Below are 20609 nucleotides of genomic sequence, written 5' to 3'. Positions count from 1 at the left end.
TTTGTGTAAGTACCGGGAAATTTAAGGTAAATAAAGTAGGGTTTTATGTACGGCTTTTACAGATGGTTTATAAATTCTGCCAAAAGATTATTTTATTTAAAAAAAAAGTAGTTGCCCAAAACAAGTTTGAACAACTACTTATAATTAGTGCTTAAATAATACTACTGCTTTATAAATTTTGCCTCGTATTGAGTTTTCTCATTTACTGTTATTCTGATATAGTAAACACCATTGGCTAATGTATTCACCTGCACAGGTATAGTTTGCGCATTACCGGTAGCCCTGCTATAAACCAGCTTTCCGTCGTTACTATAGATATGTAGCATTGTATTTACTGTACCTGGTTTGGGTAATGATATAGTCAGCGTATTATTAACCGGGTTAGGATAAACAGTGATCGCCACTTCGCCAGCCCTGTTTATTTTAACAAGATTGGTACCAATGTATATATACTTCCCGTCAAGATCAATCATTTTAAGCCTGTAATAATTATTGCCTGCAATCGGATTAGTATGCAGCCAGGTATAATTAACCGCTACACTGCTGTTGCCTGCTGCTGCAACATCGGCAATTGCAGTAAATGTATTGCCGTCTTTAGAATATTCAATAGTAAACTTACTTACGTTTTGTTCTGTTAATGTTCTCCACGATAACCTGACTTTATCATTTTCTTTGGTTGCAGTAAAACTTTCAAGTATTACGGGCAGGGCACCTAACCAGTTTAATGTATAACTGGCAGGCGTAGGGTCTTGTTTACCTGCTGCGTCTATAAAGGCATAGTTAAAAACAACGGATGTAGAGCCGTTAGTTATGCCACCAAATGAAACCAGCGCAGGGTTAAAACCGGTTATCTGCTGACCGGCTGTTACTGCAATACCATTATAATACATAGTGGCATTAGCAGGCAAGCTCGTAATAACAATAGTATTACTGTTGCCCAATGTTCCGTCTTCAAAATCTGTACCGCTAACTGCTGTAGTTACTGTTCCTGCCGGAATGATACCTCCGTTTGGATAAGGAACAGTTTGTGTTTTAGGGTCTGTATCGGGTAATTTTTCTATCCCGAAATTTTGTTGTGTTATGCCGCCGGCGCCGGTATTTACTGTTATCACGCCCGTTTTATTACTTGTATTGGCAACGCCACTTAAATTAGTACCCGTTGCTACATATCCGGTTGGAATTGTAGCGGTAGTTAAATTGAGATTACCGGTTTGATTTGTAGTAGTAAGTATAACCTGATAGCTGGTATTTTGTGGTAAACCTGTAAAGCTGTAGTTACCCGAAGCATCCACCTGTACCGATTGCAGCACCGCATGCGTTACAGGGTCAACTAAATTCACCCATACGCCACTGGTAATCGGGTTTTCGCTGCTGTTAGCAGCATTGCCATTTGCATCATCCCAAATATTACCGCAAATAGTAGCTGCTATAACATCAACTTTACTGGTAATGCAATTAAGCGTTCCAACAAATCTTGCAGAGATGGTATAAGTGCCAGGTGCAAGATTGCTAAAAACAGGGCTTGATTGAGCAGCTGTGGCAAAACCATCCTTGCTGTATTCATAAGAAGCTCCTACAGGACTAGTTACAGTTATACTTCCTGATGTGCCGCAACCTGTATTTGCAACTGTAGTAACCGGCGTTGATACCGGAATTAATGCTAAGGAAATATCATCTATGACCAAGTCGTTACCAGTACCGCCTTGCCCATTATTTCTGATTACCAAATCAAAAGTTGTTATACCTGATGGTACAGTAATCGTCAGTCCGTATTTTGTCCAAATAGCGTTGGATGTAATATTGCCGGTGTTTACACTTTGTAAAACTGTATAGGTTGTTGGATCAATAACTTCAAAGGTTACATTTGGTTTGATTGTAGCACCTGCATTAATGTTAGCGATCCATGCAGAGAAAGTATAATTAGCTCCAGGTATGATTCCTGTAAAACGGCGACGAAAAAAAGCATCTTGCTCATTATTGGCATCCACCGCCATCATTCTGCCTTGCCCATCGCCAGCTGTATGGTCAGTAAGATTGGCTGCACCACCGAATAACATATTGGCATTGCCAACAATTTTATAATTGTTCGCTAATGTATTACCTGTTGTTTGATAGTGGTAAGAAGTTTGTCCTACCAAAGCCGGACCATAAGTGCCAGCCGCTCCAGTTCCAAAATCCTCAAGATAAGCAGTAGCACAACTATTAGTCATAGCAAAAGGATTTACCATACCATTTTCAAATACCGCTGTTACTGTTTCACCTGCAGCTACTGCAATGGTAGCCATATTACCAGTTACAGATGTTGATGAATTATTTGTAGGATCATATACATATAAATGTTGTAAATCCCAACCCGCCGGTACCAATTCGGTAATCGTATAAGTACCGGGGTTTACTGCAATCATAACACTATTACCCGTTACTGTTGTACGAACCCTTTCATCATTCAACCAAAGTGTGGTAGTTCCGTCAAATGTTCGGGTAAATATATTATTTGTAACAGAACTTGCTAAACCTGCTGTATATAATCCCCAAACCTGGCCACCAAGACCAGCTGTCATTATTGTATTTACATAATTTCTACTTGTGATTTCTTCTGTAGACCATGTAGTACCGCTAATCCATTTAAAGGCATAAGCATTGAGTAATGTTGAAGAAGCATATGAAGCAAAAACACTACCGTCTGATGCTACTGCAATATCTATAGTTGCTCCGGTACTGTTAGCCGGTTTGCCTAAACTGGTTGAAACACCGGCGCTTGTGATACTGTAAACATTATTATCTGTTTTAGAAACGACTGCATTACCATTTGCAGGATTTCCATCAATACGTTGATTATCTGTTGAAACTCCAATTTGTGTCCAAGTAGTACCACCACCGCTGTATTGCCATATTTGACCACTATTGTTAACTATATATGGTTTATTATCCCATGCATTGCCTATATCTCTCGCAGGTACACCACCAAATGCAACCAAATTTCCTAATAAAGTACTGGTAACGCCGTCAAAATAATAAGGTTCAAATGTAGTTCTAAGATAATAACAAGAATTACCCGTACCTCCATCTACCCTATAGGCATCGGTTACGCTGGTAGCCACCCAAGACGAAGAACCTAAATCACGGTAATAAAGAATATTATTGGTACCAACAGCCCAAAGCCGGCCACCTTGTGATGCACCAATATCCTGAAGTGGTATTTGATCATCCTTGTCGTTTAAATTAAAATTGGGTACTACTGTAGATCCTCCAGATACTGTAAAGGGGAAATCAATACTTGATGTTTCATCCAATGCTTTTTTATGTACATAGATGTAACCTACCGGTGCTGCATCAACACCAAACTCTGATGTGTTGCCATTAGCGTCTATAGTTATACCTGTTATCTTATCTCCCAATGCAAAACTTGCACCTGGTACCAAAGTGAAAGTGGTATTGGTAAATACTCCATTCGTTACCGTTATGCTGCCTAAATATTGTACGCCTTCACCATGCGCTACACTCCTGCTGCATCCGTTGTTAGAGATAGCCCCATTCTGGTCACCATCATTAGCTACTTTATATACCTGAACTGTTGTAGTACCACTTATTACAGTCCCAGGAACTGTTTCCGTACCATTGCACTGTCCTACATAACCACTTACAGTCATTGTTGTACCGGAAATATTGTACGCTGTAAACACCGGATAATCTAATAAAATATTAGGCTGTGCGGCAGTAGTAACGCCATCATTTACTGAAACCCCATCATTTGCTAAATCAATCGGTGTTGTTTTATTATTATAAAAAATATTCCTAGAGATGCGGTTTTGTGTAGCATTACCGGTAATTCTTACACCATCACTGGTTGGGTTAGAGGCATTGGTTGATTTTGCATTATTAGCAATAATATTTGCCTCCGCAGCATCATTTGTTCCATCATCATTTGATCCGATACGGTTATTACCGGATACATCAATGTGCACACCGGCAAAATCATTTCCGATAGCTGTGGTGCCGTCTGCCCCTACACCAATATAGTTGCCTGCAACCACATTTAATGAAGAGCCATTTCTTATGTACACACCTCTTGCATCAATATTTCCTGAGATTATATTCGTTTCATAGGAATCATTGATGCCGTTGGCATTGGTGCCAATCAGCAGGTTGGTAGTTGCATAAACATCTATTCCGTTTGAAAATACAACCGAAGCCGGATGAGCAATATTATACTGACCATTCCCCAATCCCGTATTTCCGTTTGCATCCACACCAATGTAATTACCGGCAATTTTATTTGAAGTGCCGGTTATACCACTGAATTGTATTCCAATACTATAATTTCCTGAAACAATATTCCTTATCGCTGCGGCAGTTGCAGCGGTATGTTTAGTATCATCAAATCCGATTACTACACCAGATGCATTACCACCACCGGCATTACTTACAAGTATGCCGCAAAAGGGAACCGCACTGGTACTTTTAATTCCATTAGGTACTGCTGCTGTTCCGGCTTTATCAGTGCCTATATAATTACCGGCTATACTAATGCTGCTACTGGCAGAACTTCCGTAAATATCAATACCATTACCGGCATTCCCCGATATGATATTTCTCTCCAAAACATCCGACATTCCATTCCCGTCGCTTCCTATCAATACATTGGAAACACCTAAAAGATTAATACCATCTTGCCCGTTAGCCTGAAGCGTACCAGATGTTGATAATCCATTTGGTGCCGCTGTAACGCCATCAGCAGCGACACCTATGTAGTTACCCGAAACTTTGATATTAGACCAGGTGTAAATCCCTGAAGTTGATCCTATTTGTATTCCATCTCCGCCATCAGTTGGTTCTACTGAATTTGCAATAACATTCCCTTCATTGGCATCATTTGTACCATCACCATTGGTACCAATAGTTATATTGTTGAAAGTGCCGCTGTTAATTGTATTACTCCCTATAAAAATTCCATCATCACCATTAAAATTTGAAGCAGCCGGGCTTACTCCACTCGGCAGCACACCTATATAGTTGCCCCATACCTGGATATTGGAATTACCCGGTTCTATCATAACGGCTTCAACAGAAGAACCGGTATGGTAAATTGCCAAACCACTCAGGGACGAATTGCTGGCTGTTGATGTAAACCGAAACAGACCATCAACACCTCTTCCACCAGATGCTGTGATTGTGGCATTTCCATTAATACCTATTAAAATAGTACGGGAACCAATGCTTCCTTGCAAAGCACCAGTCTGGGAATATCCATTGATAGTTGTTGGTCCGGTTATTAAAGGTAATAATGCTGAAAGTGTAATTGTTTGTACCCCGGCACCAGCAATATTAAAATTAATATTATCTGCACCAGGATTGGCGTTTGCATCAATAATAGCCTGGCGTAAAGTGCCAGTGCCTGCATTTGCTGCAGGGTTTGTTCCTCCATTATCGCCGGTATTGGTAACAGTGTAGGTTGTAGCATTTGCAGCCGTGAAGGCTCCTCCAATAAGTAGCAATACTACCGCAAAAATTCGCTTCACTTTAAAGTGGATTTGTTTCATTTATTTATTGCTTTTTGATATTTTTAAATTGTTCTTTATAAAAAATCGAATTTTTACTATTCCCATAAGACTTTAATACTTTATAACCAGTTGCATAGCTAACCATTAAGTAATTAAAAAAATAAGCACACGAATAATCCTGGCAAAGCAATTTCAGTAACCATGGTAATTAGATTTTAATACTATAAGTGTAGCCTCGGGGATAATTGGAATATAGGTTTTTAAAGCAGGATACGGGATCGATTTTCAACTAATCGTAATAGTTTGTTTCTGATGAATCAATGCAATGGCCTGTTATTAAAACGTTGCAAATATTGATACTACCCGGGTAGCATCGCATCGCTATGTTATACAATACTCCCCGCTAAAAATTGGGGGGCACTGTGGGTTGTCCAATCAAATTATCACGATTAAATCAGGATAGTATAATACCGAAATGGTTTTTTGAAGAATCAGGTTTGAGGAAGTAATTGATTATTGATATTTATCAATGCTAAACAAACTTAAATAATAAATTTAACAGCTTTTGCCATTTTATATGAACGCAGTTCTTTATTTTATAAGATGGCTATTTGATTTTATAAGCTAAAAAAAAACAGTAAAAACACCGGGCTGTCTTCTTGTATTTCTACCCATGATATTTAAAAATCACAGTGGGTAAACCCATAAAACAATCCGGCATGTTACAGCTTAAGATAAAATCGCTTACCGTGTTCACAAAAAAGCAAAGCGGATTCCTTATTAGCTAAAAGAAGCCGCTGTTTTGTGCCTGGCCATCTCATGCCTGGAGATCAGAGGTTGATTTTACCGGGGATATTCTGATTTTTATTTAATACATAAAACCAGATTTTATTTTTACTGCAATTTTATAAGTGCTTCAATTACTGGTTTAATATTTCCTTTTGCAATAGGAATCTCTACACCTCCGGTTAATACAACATCCCCACTCCTTATAATTTCTGCAATGTGGTTAAGATTAACCAAAAAGGATTTATGCACCCTGTAAAATCCTGCACTTTGGAGTGATTTGCTGTATAAAGCCAGTGGTTGAGATGACAATACTTCTTCTTTGTTTGTTAGCACAAATACTGAATACGATGCTTTTGCCTTTATATAAATAATATCTCCGGCATTTAACACATGTACCTTGTCGCTGGTATTTATAATTATTTTTTTACTGTTGTGCTGCAAACGTATTATTCAAATTGTAAGAGTAATAATTTTCTCTGTCCCTCAACTATTGTAAAAGAAATTTTCTTCAAAATTCAATTTCCCTTGTAGTAGTTCCTGTAAAATATTTACTGGTTTACTGTAACTATATAAAATTAAAATGTATACCTTATGACTTGCAAAACAATAGGCGACTTTAAGGCCGGTTTTAGTTACCTCGCCAGGTTTACTAAAACAACTTACGTTAAAGGAAATTTTATAGGTATCAGATCATTTTCTGCTTACGGTGAAGCAAAAAAAATATAGCAGTGGTTATTTTTAAGATAACGGCAAGACTGTTTTATTTGTATTTCTTTAAGACGGTTAACTATCATAAACGGTTGCACGTAAAAACTGTCTATACTTTTACCAGGTATCAGTTTCATTTCGATTAATATGACTATGATTTTACAGCCTTTCTCTTTTTAGCCATTTAATACCAACCCATGCAACTGTTTCCGGTTATTTACGTCTTAAAATTCAGGAGTTAAATATTTTCACAACACATTTCTCAGTGTTTTCAGAGGTAAGCACAGCTGGAGATTTTTATCTCCGGCTTTTTAAAACCTCCCCCTAAAATTGAGGTATAAATACTATTAATGTAGGGTAAATAATTACCAAGATTGGATTCTATTTTGCAAAGGATCAGCAGCGGAGGAACAGGGTAATAGTTAATCAGGTTCTAAGTGCAGTTGTAGAATAATTTGTTAACCTTATAAGTTCAGAAAAGCAGGTACTACTTAAAATAAAGCAGTATAAATTAAATCCACAAATCAAAATGAAACCGCAATTTAATGTTACAGAAGCCTCATTTCAGCTTTTTACAGATGTTGTAGTAAGAAAAAACTGCGATTATTTAAAAGAAGAAGAAGCCGGGGTACGCAAAGCATTAGATGTAATAATCCCACTGGTTTTGTATGGTTTAGCTGAAAAGTCTGCCACGTGGTTCGGCATCACTGAGGTTTCGCAAAGAGCTACTGATACTTATAACCAGCAAGTATTAAACAAGCTGGACACATTTCTTACTGAAGGAAGTGGTTCCTACCTGTTTTTATTAAGCAGTATGTATGGCAATAAACCGGGGTTTATTATTGATCGTGTTTCAAAGTATGCAAATATTAAATACACTTCCGCCTCTTCCCTGATTTCTCTCAGCTTATACGCAGTATTAGGATTAATCGGTAAACATAAAGCAAGTACTGGTATATCAGCAACAGGATTAGCTGCATTACTAATCTCTGAAAAAAATAATTTATTAAGCAAACTCCCTCCGGGCCTTTGCTTAATTGAAGAGGAAGACGAGGCTGAGGACCGCATTAGCTTAGCCGGCAATAACAAGCAATATTCAAGAGGATGGTTTTTTGGAGTAGTTACAATAATCGGGGCAATAATTTTTTGGGGATGGCTTTTTGTGCATCGAAAAGAGCATTTGTATAAACAGCCTGTGGTTACAGACAAAAACAGTTTGCAACCGGGCGGTAAAACAAACTTTTCTGTTACAAATACTATTTATACAAATAAAAAATAGCATACCCCCTAATTTTAGGGGTGTTTATAATACAATATCGGGGATTACACTTTTACCGGCATGAAGTATTTTACACTTCTAAAATAATGAATTAAAGATCATACAAAACAGCCCGGCTTATTATATTAAATTCTAAATATCCGGGCTTATAAAAGAAGGTTTATTAGGATAGGTTAAAACTTGGGCTTTGCCCATAATCCGGTATTTCTATACCGGATTTTATTTTTTTTGCTGGTCTATATCCGGTATGTATAATCCATGTTGCATAGCAAAAACAATCAGATCGGTAGTACGTTTAACTTTTAGTTTGGTAAGTACACTCCTGTGATAATACTGAACGGTATGTGCACTTAAATCTAGATCATATGCAATCTCTTTAATGGTTAGTCCGCTACAAACCTTATGCAATACCTCTTTTTCCCTGGGAGACAGATGGTATACAACCTGCTCTTCTGTAAACATTGTATTCAACATACTTTCCCGCAGGCTTTTTGCTATATACTGCCGCCCTTCATTTATTTCAAAAATGGCTTCAATCAGTTCTTCTAAAGGTGAAGCTTTGGACAAATACCCATTTGCCCCCGCCCTTATTACCTGCTTTATAGTTTGCACATCATTGATACTGCTGAGTACCAGTATTTTTATTTTATCATTATTAAGTTTACGTATAGCCTCTATCAATTTCAGTCCGTTAGTACCTGGCATCATTAAATCTGTAATAACAATATCCGGAACAGGCACCAGTTTTTCTGAAAGAAAAATATCTGCACTATTGTAGGTTTTAACCTGGCCAACACCAGGCTGAAGTAACAATGTATTTTTTATTGATTCTGTCAAAAGCGGATGGTCATCAACCAGTGCAACTAACATTGTATTTATGTTGAAGAGTGATATAATAAATAATAGTAAATATAAAATAAAATATACTATTGTTTAAAATTTCTTAAGGAAAAATAAGCCGTGGCCGTCTCCCATCAGCCCGCTAAAACCGGCATGAATATCAGTGCGAAAGTTACTCCATATATAAGATTTCAGAAATTATTTTAGCGGTAAGAATACACATTAGGTTATCGCAGTCGCCTGATTTTCCACCTATTGCTTGCTGCTATCTTTTTGAATCAGGAACAAAAAAACCGTTCTTCATTGCCACTACAATAAGATCGGCTGTTCTTTTTACTTTAAATTTACTCATTACCCGCCTATGGTAATATTGGGCTGTATGAATACTTAGTTTAAGTTCAACAGCAATTTGTTTTATCGTATTGCCCCTGCAAACCATGTTCAGCACCTCTTTTTCTCTTGGCGACAGGTTGAAATTGACTTTTTCTGTAATAAAAATGCTATTCAGAAGGCTTTCTTTCAGGTCTGTTGCAATAAACTGTTTTCCGTTAAAAACGGCATTTATAGCCTCCAGGAATTCGTCAAAAGAAATACTTTTAGTAAGGTATGAGGATGCTCCGTATCTCATTGCCCTCTTCACCAATTGCATATCTGAAAGCGTAGAAAGAACGATAACTTTAGGTTTGTTGTCGCCAAACTTATTCCGGCACATTTCAATAAAATCGATGCCATTTATTCCTTCCATCATTAATTCTACTATAACAATATCAGGTATTTCCAGAAACTCTTCTTCTAAAAAAATTTTCATCTCCGTATAAATACTCACATCATTATATCCATTTTTTGCTAATAATATTTTTAAAGACTGGATAAAAAGCGAATGATCGTCAATTAAAGCAATTGTCATTTATACAGGTACATTTATTAAATTATTTCAAACTTACTAATACGGATTGACAAACATTCGATACCCCCCAATAAATAGGGGGGTATTTCAACCAATTTAACGGGTACAAGTAAGCGCTAAAGTATAGAATTTTACAACCAGAAAAAAATTGATAAAACAGCATCTACCTAAATATAGGTTAACAATAATAACCCTTTCAGGGTTTGTTTCAGAAAAACGAGACTGGTTTCTACCAGTCTTTCTTTTTTTAAACAACCGTGGCAATTAATACTGCGTAGCCGTAATTCTCACTCCACTCTTAAGTTTTAATTACATATACCAGCAAGCAGAATGAATCATTAAATACTGGTAATCTTTCCTCAATTTCATTTGTTTATACCACTCTTAAACCTCCTGCTATTTACACCCGATTGCCGAAGCCTTAAAAAGGTTATTCCTGTTTTATTTGTCTATCTAAAGTCACCCATTTTATTGCCCTCAAAAAAACTCACCCGGCATTTGAAAATTTAATACCACCAGTATCTGAATTAAAAAGTACCTGATTTTCCTTTTGCACCAGGTTTTATTTTTCATACTTCCAGGTAAAAAAATTCCGACATAGAAATGCCGGAACTGTGGTGTTGTGCTTGGTTGTACCAGGGTTGGAATATTGTACCTTAAATTTATTTTCACTGCTTAGCTTTTAAGATCGTACAACAAAAATATCTTTTAAGAAACAGATTACTGCTACACCTATGGGTATTACAGAAAATACTTTTGTGTACCCTACAATAAAAATATAAATTTGAAAAGCCTTTCCTTTAAAAACAGATCTATTCATATTTCATTATTAAAGGAAACAGGTATATGCGTAACAGCCTATTAACACTCCGTAAAAAAAGAAATCCTGCAACTGCTTTTTTTTTATCAAAACTATCCGGAAAGCTTAAACGCCTTACTTTATCCATTTCCCTGACGGGAGTAATAAGGGAAAAAGATGAATCAAAGCAGATGTATATTATCCAAATGAACCTGATTGCGATAGTAACTTTTTTAATAAACTCTCTCACAGGGTTCCTGTTCTTTTTTATTGATGATATCTTACCGGGTCTGATGTTTATATTCAGCGGAATAGTCTGGCTGCTACCCATTTTTTTAAATCGCAATGGGCTCACCATCTCCTCCCGGCTACTATTAATCATTTTTTCTGTAGCCATGCTCTTTTTAGCTTCCTGCTGGTTTTCGCACAATACCATGCTGGATAATTTTTTTCTTATCCTGGCAATCGACTGCAACTTTGTTTATTCTTACCACGAAAGAAAATGGTTACTGATCAGTATTATTTTATGCCTGGCTTTTTTTATCATAGAAACCACATCCTTACAAAATTATTTACCTGCTTTAAACGCTTTAAAAGATATACCAGCAACAAATATTGTTCTATTGATCAGCCAGATACTAACGGTCTTCATTGATGTAATGGTGTATATTTATATTACCCGTTTAAGAGAAAAAAATTTATTGCTTAAACAGCAAAAGATAGCAGAAGCACAGGCAAAAGTGCAGCTACAAAATGACGACCTAAAAACATTTAGTATTGCAGCTTCTCATACAATGCAGACGCCCCTGCATGTATCCGCTTTTTTTCTGGAAAAAATTGAATCAGAATTACGTGATAAAATAAACGGGGAAACAAAAAAGAACCTGGAATTAGTAAAAAACGGGTTACAGCAAATCGATCTGCTGGTAACCGGCCTGTTTTCCTATAACCGCATTATCAATATTGAAAATGAATTAACGCAATTTGATGTGATGAAGGAAATTGATATCATAAGAAAAAGTATTGTCCTCCGGTACCCCAAAGCAAGAATCCTGTTAACTGAATCCGCTTTTTTTATAAAAGCTAACCAACTTCTTTTTTCCACAATTATTTATAATCTGATTGATAATGGAATAAAGTACAACCTTTCGCCAATACCGGAAGTAGCGATAACTTATGAAAAAATAAAGAGCTCCGTTTTTTTAATTGTAAGAGATAATGGAATAGGTATCCCGGAAAAATATTTTACATCAATATTTTTACCCTTTAAAAGAATTCAGAATGATTCCAGGTTTAAAACAGGGAACGGCCTCGGGCTTGCCTGTGCAAAAAGAGCAGCTGAAAGAATGCAAGGAAATTTAACCTGCTCCGGGAGCAGCAAATCAGGATCGGTATTTAAATTAGAAATTCCATTAGTTTAAAATCGTTACTACACAAAAGTGCTGCTGTAACCCAATTTAATTAATCTAATTTAGACTCAGCAAATAAAAAATATTGCATGAAAAGTGTTTGCATAGTTGATGATCAGCAAATTTCACTGGATGCTGTTGAACAGATTTTAAATGAATCAGGAAACATGCAAATTATCGGCGCATTCTCCTCAGCCGAGAAACTGCTAAAGGAGTTTGATAGCTTACAACCGGATATTACCATTGTTGATCTTGATTTACCTGGTGTAGGCGGAATTGAAGTAATAACCCTGTTAAAATCCAGTTACCCTAATACAAAATTCCTGGTACTTACCAACTACAGTGATGATGATAAATTATTTAATGCACTAAGGGCAGGAGCCGATGGATATTTACTAAAAAAAGATGCCTATAAAAACCTGGAATCAGCATTGATCTCTGTTTCGGAAGGAGGAGCGCCAATGACTGCCGAAGTAGCAAGAAAAGTAATCTTACATTTTCAGAAACAGGTAAGCATTAACGATTTTACAAACCTGACCGAAAAAGAAAAAATTGTTTTACAGCTTCTGGTGGATGGTTTTTTATATAAGGAAATTGCAGCACAAATGTCTGTTACTATCGATGCCATAAAAAAACATACCCAGAGTATTTACGATAAATTACACGTAAGGACGAGAAGTGAGGCAATCAAAAAATTTTTGACAAACTCCTAGTATTTTTTTCCAGTGCGTAAAATAGCTAAATCTAAGAATTCGGTAGTTAAAAAAAATGAATAACCATATCGCAATACATCAAAAATGATTAAACCTTAAACTCATGTCTCAATTTTAGTGTACATCATACTATGTCTGTTATTAAAAGTATCTGTTGAAATACCAATGAGGAATAAAATGTTTTTTATAAATTTATACTACTGCTTTTTTGCAATTTCATTTCGAATACGGCTAAGCGTTTCGGGTTTCATTCCTAAAAAAGATGCCTGGTATTTTAACTGAAACCGATTAGTAATTTGAGGCATTTTAGAAAGAAGAAATTCATACCGTTGTTTAGATTCAAATTTTGACATTACCGCCATTTCCTGAAGAAATCTCATAAAAATATATTTTGCATTGTCTATTGCTATTTGTAATTGAGGATAAAGCAATAGCAATTCTAAAAAATCCTTATAGGAAATTTCCAAAAGAACAGAATCCTCTGTCGTGATAATATTCGATTTAGAAATTGATTGATTCATAAAACTATCAAAACCTGTCACAAAATTACCTTCCGATAATAATAAAAAGACTTGCTCTTTTCCCATTACTGTAATTGTATTTTTAATAGCCCCTTTTGCTATGTATAATAACTTATCAGCCATATGATTTTCAGCTAATAGTATCGTATCCTTTTCTATTTTAGTAAACTTAAAAAATGATTTAAGCGACATCGGGTCTTCAATGTCATTTACGCCTAAAAAAACCAACAGATCTACTAAACAACAATATGCGTAATTCTTCTCCTTATATAAATTTGATATAGTCTTTTTAGACAAAGGATATTCTTCAAAAAAGAAATTCATTTTTTAATACATTTTTTAACAATAAATAAGGTTACCGCTTTATAGCAAACATTCTATTCTTTATTTTAAAAATATAGAAAAAAATGTTTGTTGAATAAAAACGATTGGGCATTTTACTTTAGTCCTTATTTACAGAAACCTAAAATACAATACACAAAACATATACTATATCAATAAACAAGCAAGTGATTCTAAATATTTAATTTTCCGTACCTGCCGGCTAATAATTAATAGCAATACTATCGCAAAAAGCCGGGCAAAGCATTCTCTTGCCCGGCTATAATTTAAAAAAGCTATACTACTATTCTTTAATCAGTTTTATATTTTTTATTATAGCATTATTTTGCACTACCTGCAGCATATAAGTTGCGGCAGGGTATTTACTTAAATCAATTTGCTGTGTACTATTAAAGGTGAATACCGATGTTAGTACCTGGCCCAATACATTAACCAATCGTAATTCTGTTTGCCCACTTAAACCTGTAAGTGTTACTGTATTTTTTACAGGGTTAGGATAAACGCTTACATTCAAATTTGTTGTACAGTTTGTTTTAACAACAACAAGATTGCTAAAAGTAGTTGCACCGTTTTTATCAACCATCTTAAGGCGGTAGTAAGTTACTTTTGCAGGCTGATTATATACCCCTGCATAAGTACTTCCATTACTGAAACCTCTACCATTAACAGTTGCAATTTTTACAAAATTAACAGCATCTGTACTTTGTTCTACTTCAAAATAATTAAAATTGGTTTCTTCGATAGTTATCCACGCAAGGTTAGCATTGCAATTATCTGGAGTACCTGTAAAGGCCGTTAATTTAACCGGTAATACCTGTGCAGATAAAGAACCGGCAGGGCTGTTACATAAACATACCTTTACGCCTGCTGCAGTGGTATCCTGTATTTGCAAAAACAGTGGACTACCTTTAGCACAATCTGTGTAGGCCGCATAAATAAAAGAACCGGTTTGTGTAATGGCTGATCCAATACCCACTGCATTTGTAGTAAATGTTGCCAGTACTTTGCCGGTGTTATCAGCACCACAGTATATTTTAACCAGGTAGGCTCCGGCACTTGCCGCCTGTGTGCCACTATTGGCAATATTAAAGGAGTAGTTTATAACCCTGGGCGACGTAGCCAGGTTTTCTGTAAAGGTAAAGTTACTTGTACTGAGTGATGGCCTGGTAAGTGTAATGGTACCGGATGTAGCCGTGCCGATAATAACTGTACTGCTGGTACAAGCTACTCCGCCGCACATCAGCGGCGCTATATCTCTTTTTGCAGCGGCAAGTATATTTACATTACCACAGCCCCCTGTACCCCCGCCAACCACATCAAAACTGTAATTAATAACTGTGCCTGCAGCTACACCTGCTGGTAATGGTATTTTAACCAGTGTAGTACCACCTGGCCCAAACGCTGTAGTTATTGTGCCAAAACCTGTTCCCATAAAATTACCATTGTATAAAAGCCCGGCAGGAATAGTATAGATAACCGTATCTCCTGTTTGCGTAGGTGTTATTACAGGAGTGGTGGAAAGATTAAGTGTGGTAGCCGTACCGCAACTTATTGATGATGCACCCACGCCCATGGTAATGCCTGCGCCACCAGAGGTTGAGGCTCCGGTGATAGTAATGCCCCCTGTTTGTACAGTTATGCCATTACCAATAGCCGGGGCACCACAAGGTTGTGTACCATATGGTTCAAAAGACAATGGACTTCCCGAAGTGATACCACAGGTAGTATTAAACATTACTTTTAGTTTTGCCTGGCGCCCGGCAGTGCCAGGGTTGGTTATTGTGCCCGGTAAGCCATTTACACCTATGCCTGTATGTGAGGTAATATCTAATTTATAACCGCCGCTTATTGCAGTGGCAATTGTATTTTGATAATTACCGCTACCCAGCGGATACTCTACCTGTACGGGCAGCTGTATACTTACGCCTGCCGGCGGATATACATTTACGTAAGGAGATATGAGGTTACCCGCCTGCGCACTGTTTATTACCACCAGCACACTGTCTGTATTGCACAATGATATTGATGAGCCATTTCCTGGTTGCCTGGTTACACTCAATTGCACCTGACTGGGTTGCGGTATTACTTTTAAATATGTTTGTGCCGCAGTACATGAATAACCTGTAAGTGGATCGGGGCCAGGGTAACCTGTACAGTTCCAACCGGATTTTAGCAGTATGCTATCTGCCGAACAACTGCTGTATTTAAAATACACCCTTGCCTGCTGGAAGCTGCCGCTTGTTAAACCTGCAGTGCTTACCTTGTACCATTTATCGGTGGTATTATAAGTTAATGCTGTTAATACCACATTACTTGGTTTAAGTACAACACTATCTATACTAATACCGCCACTGCCTGTGCTTTTTTCCAATGCAAACCAAACATAAGGTGCCGTTGTAGTTCCGCTACTATTTACCTGCACATCCCAGTATTGCTGAGGCAATACACCTTGTATTACACCCGTGTTATTTTGCACCGTAATATTGGGTTTGGTAGTAGCATCGTAATTAGCAGTTAAACTGGCACCTGTTCCGCTATAAGTGGAAACAAAAGGGATATTAGCACCGGCATATACAAAGCTTTTTCCGTAAGTAGTCACCACAAAATTATTATTAGTGGCAGCAGCTGCACAAGACGCTACTACTTCAAAATAAGTGTTGTGGTTGTGTGTGTAGTTTTGCGGCAATAAATCGCTGAAATAACCATTGCCAAAATTTTTCAACACCAACCTGTTACCGGTCATCGTGGCGGTAGTACCCATTGCAGTTGACCTTGGATTATATGCGGTTATGAAAGTATCTACAAGCATTGTTGGCATAGCTCCTGTCCAGGTAATTCCGGGAGGAAAAAGGATTACAATTGAATCTATGGATACAGCTGGTCTGTACTCAGCCGGAAATATATCACCTGCCTCGCCTGTAGTAAACCCATAGTTAACAAAACTGGTAGTGGCAGGAGTACAACCGGTTAAATTAAAAGGCGTAGCTGCATAATTGGTAGTAGAGCTGTTTTTTAAACCCACCAGATAAAAGTCTGGTGCCCACACATCGCAGTACTGCTCTGCTGATGCGGCATCAAGGTTATACATATAACTCAATTGATTTGGTGGTGCGGTAAGAGTTATAGCAAACAAGTTATTAGAATTGGCATTTGTTACCGAAAGCTTCATATCTATCCAAACACTATCCCCGCTTACCAAAGCAGCAGGAAAGCCACATGCACCTCCCATTAAAGGCGTAAAGTTCCATACCCATTTAGTTAAGGTTGCTGTACTCATATTGGTATAAGCTGGCATCAGGCAGCTAATTGTTGGCCCCGTACCTCCTGCTTTATAATTGATGGTACCGCCTTCAAATTTTACCACATCAGCCGAGCCAGCTTTATTCATTTGGTAAGAGTAATATAAATTGCTGTAAGACCCGGATTGTTTACCTGGTTGAATGATCTCAATTGTATCGTATACCGTGGCCGTTTTACGGGCAAGTGATGTGAGTGTGGCAGGATCTACCTTTGCCGTCATGGTAGTATTGGTCCAACCATAGTTTGTTCTAGTTGCGGCAGGACTAAGATTTGCGATACCTGTCGGGCAAGGTGCCGGGCACTTGGTAGTTATGGTAAGGGTACCACACTTGAATGACTCAATAGCATTACAGGACCTGGCCAGTACATGATATATCTCGTAGGGGATTACAATATTTCCGCTTGCACCACAGGTGTATATAAAATCGGCATTAAAACAAAAAAGAGTCGCTCCATTTCTTTTTGCCGAAATAATCAGCGTAGTGCCGGAACTGGAAATAGTTGCTGCTGCCCCACCGTTAAACTGCCCCGTTCCAGGTACATAGGCAATTCCTGCAGGCAAATCCATTTTAAGGTATAAACTATCGGTAGGCAAAGAAAATCCCTGGCTTCCAAAACCTGAATGACAAAACCTTATCGTAAACGGCGTACCTCCCGAAACTAAAGTTGGTGCCGTTGGAATAACCACATGACTGGTTGACTGTGCTGTGGTGCCACCTAACGTAGCCAAGGGAGCAGTAAGCGTGCCGCACATTGTATTGAAGGTTGCTTTAGCACCTATTTTCCGGTAATAATCTGGTATCACACATGGTGCAAAAGGTTGGTATTCCCGTTTCATGGTAATCACAAGAGCAGCTCCCGGTGCCAGGTCGTCAAACTGACCGTCGCCATCAAGGTCGGTTAAACCACCAGCCCCGTCAGGGTCAGTTGTAAACTGGCTCATGTCTGCTATCCATGCACCTGTACCGGTTTGTGTTACCGTTACTGGTACACTATTTATCATAAAATTATTAAAAGTAACCCCGGTTGTTGTGTTACTTCCTGTTGTATTTGTTGGCCCAAAAACCACATTGGGTAAATTGGGATTTAAGTTGCCGAGCTGTGTAACAATATTATACATTGCACCGGCACTGCCACCGCTACCTGTATTAGAAAAAGTAACCGTAACATTACCGGGTGTGCAAGGACTCATCACGGTATTTTCTACAATTGTAGTGGTTAAAACAGGCACACCATTAGCCATTGTAACAGCACTTGTGCCGGTAGCAGTTTGACACTTATTGCCCCACGTTGCACTGTAAGCACTGGTGGTAGCACATTTTACTATTTTAACAGGTTCTGTAATAGTTACTGTTTCGCCATTGCACAACAAGTTGTCGCCACCAAAAAGGGTAGCGCCAAATATTTTGTAAAATAAAGTATCGCCATTATTACTACTTGGGCTAAACGAAGTTCCATTTGCAGTAATAGCATTAGCCGCTGTATTTATAATGCCTCCAGCAGGATATACCACATAAAAACGAACCGTATCTGTACAACCATTACCGCCATTGGTAATTGTAATAGTTCGTGTAGCCGTTGTACCTATCACAGCGTTGGTAATTGCTGCAGGGGGTATAAGGCTCAGCACAGGAGCAAGAATATTATAGGTATTGGTACTTGCATTATTTTCTATGGCAGTACCACAATCGGTGCTGTTAACTTTTACAGTATCTTTACCATTTGCCAAAGCTCCGCAATCAGCCTGCCTGCTAATGGTAAAAGTAATATCGCCTGCTGAAGTAACACCATTAACAGAAAATACAGGCGCATTAAGATTAGCTATATTATTTTCTGTAATAGTGCTGCCTGTTAATGAACCCGCTGTTTTAGTAACAGAACCTGCCACATAGTTTATTGATGGAGGCAGGGCAATGGTAACCGTTGTGCCGGTACAAACCGCAGTAAAACCCAATTGTACCGTAAGATTGCTTTTACCTGTACCACGTGTAAGCCCTTGCGCCGGACCAGGGTAGTTGATACTTACCTGGGCCCAAGCAGACAGTTGTTGCACGAGCAAAAAGGCCAGTACCACAAACATTTTTAAATGTAGTCTTTGTTTCATTGTAGTTCAATTTTTCTTATAGCATTGTTTCAATTGCACCTAACGCTATTTATTTAAATAGTTGTTTTAGTGGTAACTTCACAAGTCAATACCGCCAGGTGTTATAACTGTAGTAATAGTTACAACACCTGTGCATGGTATTATTTTTCGGATTGTCGGAATTTCGGGCGTAACAGGGAAATTAATTTTGTCCCCTTGCTTTTATAAAATATTGGCCAAGGGTTTTTACGATAGAAAGAGGTTAGTAATTTTACGGTACGTTTTTTACATTGCAAATATATATGCAGCCTCCTGCAACGAATATATTTCTTGACATACGTCAATTCCTGGTAAATAAGTAAAGCTGTTAAAAACAAACTTGGCTGGTAAAATACCAGTTGGGAACTATATCAAAAGTTTTGATTTATAGTGGTCGCTTATTTTTTTCATAATCGCAAGAATCTACCTTACCTGTAATCAGCTGTAACGCCGGGTGGCATTGCATATATTTGATAAAAAATTACAAAAAAATATTTAACCGTTTGATTCCTTGTTATAACGGAACCATACCCGATTTTATAAAATGATTAATAAACTGTTCCATTTAAATTGTGCAACCTTAAAACCTCTTTCGGGGAAAATAATTTGCCATTGTTTACTCCTGGATACGGATAAAGGGTTAATACTTATTGATACAGGATTAGGGAGGAAAGATATTAATTCGCCAGGATCGAGGCTTACTTTACTGTTTAGAAAAATGGTAAATCCAATATTAAATATTAATGAAACTGCATACAATCAAATACAGCAATTAGGTTACAATGCCGGAGATGTGAAATTTATAATTTTAACACATTTACACGAAGATCATATCGGTGGGATAGACGACTTTCCAAATGCAATTTTAATAACTTCTGCTGTTGAATATGAAAATACATTTAATTCAAAAAAAGTAAGATTTCGTCCGAATTTAAAGCAAATTTCCGGAACATATATTTGGTTAAAAATTGAACTTAATAATACAAAATGGAACAATTTTGCGACCGGTGAAATATTTAAAGATAACAGAGATATTTTGCTGGTGGATTTAAAAGGACATACTAATGGACATTGTGGCGTATTACTAAATTTTAATGGACAAACTTTGCTTCACTGCGGGGATGCCTATTATGATAAGAAAACTATTAAATATGGTGCAGCCAAAACACCTTTTCAATACAAGTTGCTACAAGCCGTTGTTACAGATAATAAAAAAGACAGAGCAGATACCGAAAAAAAATTAAGAGATCTCTATTTAAAAAACAACGATAAAATAGAATTCTTCTCTTCCCACGACAAGACCGAATTTTTAAGAATGAAAAGTAAAGAACAGGTTTGTATGTAATAGTTAATAATTTTCAGCATCAATACCAACGGTC

Annotated in this window: 10 protein-coding genes; 4 read left to right on the top strand and 6 right to left on the bottom strand. The window is 37.5% G+C overall.

What is annotated here, in order from left to right; genetic code table 11:
* Positions 1 to 161 precede the first annotated feature (161 nt).
* Positions 162 to 5540 carry a T9SS type A sorting domain-containing protein gene (locus ACQ334_RS17410; RefSeq protein ID WP_430989530.1) on the bottom strand — a complete coding sequence of 1793 codons (5379 nt, stop codon included), beginning with the start codon at positions 5538 to 5540 and terminating at the stop codon, positions 162 to 164.
* A gap of 855 nt (positions 5541 to 6395) precedes the next feature.
* Entirely contained in the window at positions 6396 to 6731 is a 336-nt protein-coding gene (locus ACQ334_RS17405; RefSeq protein ID WP_430989529.1) for a LytR/AlgR family response regulator transcription factor, read from the bottom strand.
* Positions 6732 to 7527: 796 nt separating this feature from the next.
* On the opposite strand from ACQ334_RS17405, the gene ACQ334_RS17400 reads away from it, so the two are divergent.
* Positions 7528 to 8277, top strand: coding sequence for a DUF937 domain-containing protein (locus tag ACQ334_RS17400; protein WP_430989528.1), 750 nt, complete (start codon positions 7528 to 7530; stop codon positions 8275 to 8277).
* A gap of 219 nt (positions 8278 to 8496) precedes the next feature.
* On the opposite strand, the gene ACQ334_RS17395 is transcribed toward ACQ334_RS17400, so the two are convergent.
* Complete coding sequence (locus ACQ334_RS17395; protein ID WP_430989527.1) at positions 8497 to 9147, bottom strand: response regulator transcription factor; 651 nt, start codon at positions 9145 to 9147, stop codon at positions 8497 to 8499.
* Between the two features lie 235 nt (positions 9148 to 9382).
* Positions 9383 to 10024, bottom strand: a complete 642-nt coding sequence (locus ACQ334_RS17390) for a response regulator transcription factor (protein WP_430989526.1) — start codon at positions 10022 to 10024, stop codon at positions 9383 to 9385.
* 846 nt (positions 10025 to 10870) lie between these two features.
* Between ACQ334_RS17390 and ACQ334_RS17385 the strand changes: the two genes are divergently transcribed.
* Positions 10871 to 12244, top strand: a complete 1374-nt coding sequence (locus ACQ334_RS17385) for a sensor histidine kinase (RefSeq protein WP_430989525.1) — start codon at positions 10871 to 10873, stop codon at positions 12242 to 12244.
* A gap of 77 nt (positions 12245 to 12321) precedes the next feature.
* Entirely contained in the window at positions 12322 to 12945 is a 624-nt protein-coding gene (locus ACQ334_RS17380) for a response regulator (protein WP_430989524.1), read from the top strand.
* Between the two features lie 197 nt (positions 12946 to 13142).
* Here the strand turns inward: ACQ334_RS17380 and ACQ334_RS17375 are convergent, their stop codons facing one another.
* The gene (locus ACQ334_RS17375) at positions 13143 to 13790 is read right to left on the bottom strand and encodes a Crp/Fnr family transcriptional regulator (protein WP_430989523.1); all 648 of its coding nucleotides are present in this window, start codon (positions 13788 to 13790) and stop codon (positions 13143 to 13145) included.
* 301 nt (positions 13791 to 14091) lie between these two features.
* A complete protein-coding gene (locus ACQ334_RS17370) occupies positions 14092 to 19212 on the bottom strand; it encodes a T9SS type A sorting domain-containing protein (RefSeq protein WP_430989522.1) in 5121 nt (1706 codons plus the stop codon).
* Positions 19213 to 19774: 562 nt separating this feature from the next.
* Between ACQ334_RS17370 and ACQ334_RS17365 the strand changes: the two genes are divergently transcribed.
* On the top strand, positions 19775 to 20575 hold the full coding sequence (locus ACQ334_RS17365) for an MBL fold metallo-hydrolase (protein WP_430989521.1): 801 nt from the start codon (positions 19775 to 19777) through the stop codon (positions 20573 to 20575).
* The last annotated feature ends 34 nt before the right edge of the window (positions 20576 to 20609 follow it).

It is taken from the genome of Ferruginibacter sp. SUN106 (assembly GCF_050611765.1).
Lineage (GTDB): Bacteria > Bacteroidota > Bacteroidia > Chitinophagales > Chitinophagaceae > Ferruginibacter.
Note: the sequence above shows the minus strand (reverse complement) of the source record. Positions and strands in the feature narration are given on the sequence as shown.